The 2,015-nt window shown below is 66.7% G+C and carries 1 protein-coding gene and 1 pseudogene; both read right to left on the bottom strand.

Features of this window, described 5'->3' with window-relative positions; translation table 11 throughout:
- Positions 1-86 precede the first annotated feature (86 nt).
- Positions 87-1,454 (bottom strand): class II 3-deoxy-7-phosphoheptulonate synthase, encoded by a 1,368-nt coding sequence (locus AC5RWT_RS36865; RefSeq protein ID WP_494084535.1) that lies wholly within the window; start codon positions 1,452-1,454, stop codon positions 87-89.
- Between the two features lie 100 nt (positions 1,455-1,554).
- Positions 1,555-2,015: pseudogene (locus tag AC5RWT_RS36860) on the bottom strand (hypothetical protein); the annotation flags it as partial.

Genomic DNA, 2,015 nt, shown 5'->3' with positions numbered 1-2,015 from the left:
GTTCCGGGCCTTCTGTTCCTGCACTGCGTCAACGCAGTCCGGGTCAACGCAGTCCGGACTAAAAGACCGGCCTGCGCGGGACAGAACTACCGCTGGCGGGACAGCGCCCCGGCCACCAGGAACGCCATTTCCAGGGACTGCATGTGGTTCAGCCGCGGGTCGCAGACGGACTCGTAGCGGTCCAGGAAGGCGTTCTGGTCGATAGGATCGGCGCCACCTAGGCACTCAGCGACATCGTCTCCGGTCATTTCCACGTGCAGCCCGCCCGGGAACGTGCCCAGCTCGTGGTGCACATCAAAGAAGCCGCGTACTTCCTCAATGACGTCGTCGAAGTTCCGGGTCTTGTAGCCGTTCGGCGAGGTCACCGTGTTGCCGTGCATGGGGTCGGTGACCCACAGCACCTTGGCACCGCTCTCGGTGACCCGCTTGACCAGCTCCGGCAGCTTGTGGCGGATGTTCCCGGCACCCATCCGGGTGATGAAGGTCAGCCTGCCCGGCTCGCGCTGCGGATCCAGCTTGTCGATCAGCCGCAGCGCGTCATCGCCGGAGGTCGTCGGACCCAACTTGACGCCGATGGGGTTGCGCACCCTGGAGAGGAAATCCACGTGTGCCCCGTCCAGCTGGCGGGTGCGTTCGCCGATCCAGAGAAAGTGCCCGGAGGTGTTGTAGGGCAGCCCGGTGCGCGAATCTATGCGGGTCAGCGCCCGCTCGTAGTCCAGCACCAGGGCTTCGTGGCTGGCGAAAAACTCGACCCGCTTGAGTGCGTCGAAGTCGGCGCCGCAGGCGTCCATGAATTTAACGGCCCGGTCGATTTCCCGGGCGAGCGACTCGTAGCGCGAATGTGCCGGATTGGCTGTGAAGCCCTTGTTCCAGTGGTGGACCAGGCGCAGGTCGGCGAAACCGCCCTGGGTGAAAGCACGGATGAGGTTCAGCGTGGACGCCGACGTGTGGTACGCCTGCACCATCCGGCTGGCATCGTGGGCCCGGGACTCGGGAGTGAAGTCGAAGCCATTGACCATGTCGCCGCGGTAGGCCGGAAGGGTCACCCCTTCACGGGTCTCGTCGTTGGACGAGCGGGGCTTGGCAAACTGGCCGGCCATCCGGCCCATCTTGATCACGGGCAACGAGGCGCCGTACGTGAGCACCACCGCCATCTGCAGGATCGTCTTGACCCGGGCGCTGATCTTGTCGGCCGTGGCAGCGCCGAAAGTTTCGGCACAGTCCCCGCCCTGGAGCAGGAAGGCCTTGCCATCGGCGGCCTGCGCCAGGCGTTCCCGCAGGACGTCGACTTCGCCGGCGAAGACCAGCGGCGGCAGGGTGTTCAGCTCGGCCACGGAGGACGCGTAGACCGCGGGGTCGTGCCACGTGGGCTGCTGCACCACCGGCAGCTGGCGCCAGTCATCCAGACCGGGGTAGTCGGCCGCTGTCGGCAGCTGGTCAGGAACGGAAGCCATGAGGGTTGTATCGGTCACCCTTCAATCGTAGACCCGCGGCTTCCGAGGCTTCACTTGATGAAGTCACGCGCTACCGCTGGGCCGTCACATTCCGGTGGTGTCAATGCCTGCCGTTTGTGCTGGGTTTCGGAGTGGCTCCCCCTGTGTCTGCAAGCCCGGCGGTCTCCTGTCCTGGCGCCGCGGTTCCGCGGTCCGCCCCGCCGTGCCCGGCGCCGCCGTCAGGATCCGTACCGGAGGATGGGGCGGAGGGGTTTTCGGCGGCGGCCTGGCCGTCGGCGGCGTGCTGAAGCTCTTCTGCTTCGGCAGGGCCGGGGCTCTCGGCAGGGCCGGGGCCGCCGATGACGGTGATGGCTCCGGGCACCTTGGTCCGCGGCGGTTCCGGGTGCTCCGGTTGCTCCGGCGGCAGGCCGACGGCAGGATTGCGCTGGGTCTCCGTTTTGGCCGGCTTGCGCACGGCCAGCCGTGCCTTGACCGTGCTGGCGTACGAATCGACATATTCCTGGCCGGAGAGCCGCATGATCTCGTACATGATCTCGTCGGTGACCGAGCGCTGGATGAACC

The organism is Arthrobacter sp. Dra40, assembly GCF_059091905.1.
The sequence above is the reverse complement of the archived record's forward strand: the minus strand, read 5'-3'. Positions and strand labels throughout refer to the sequence as shown.

Coding starts and splice junctions, on each gene's coding strand:
- AC5RWT_RS36865 (WP_494084535.1), bottom strand. CDS start 1,454: ATGGCTTCCGTTCCTGACCAGCTGCCGACAGCGGCCGACTACCCCGGT.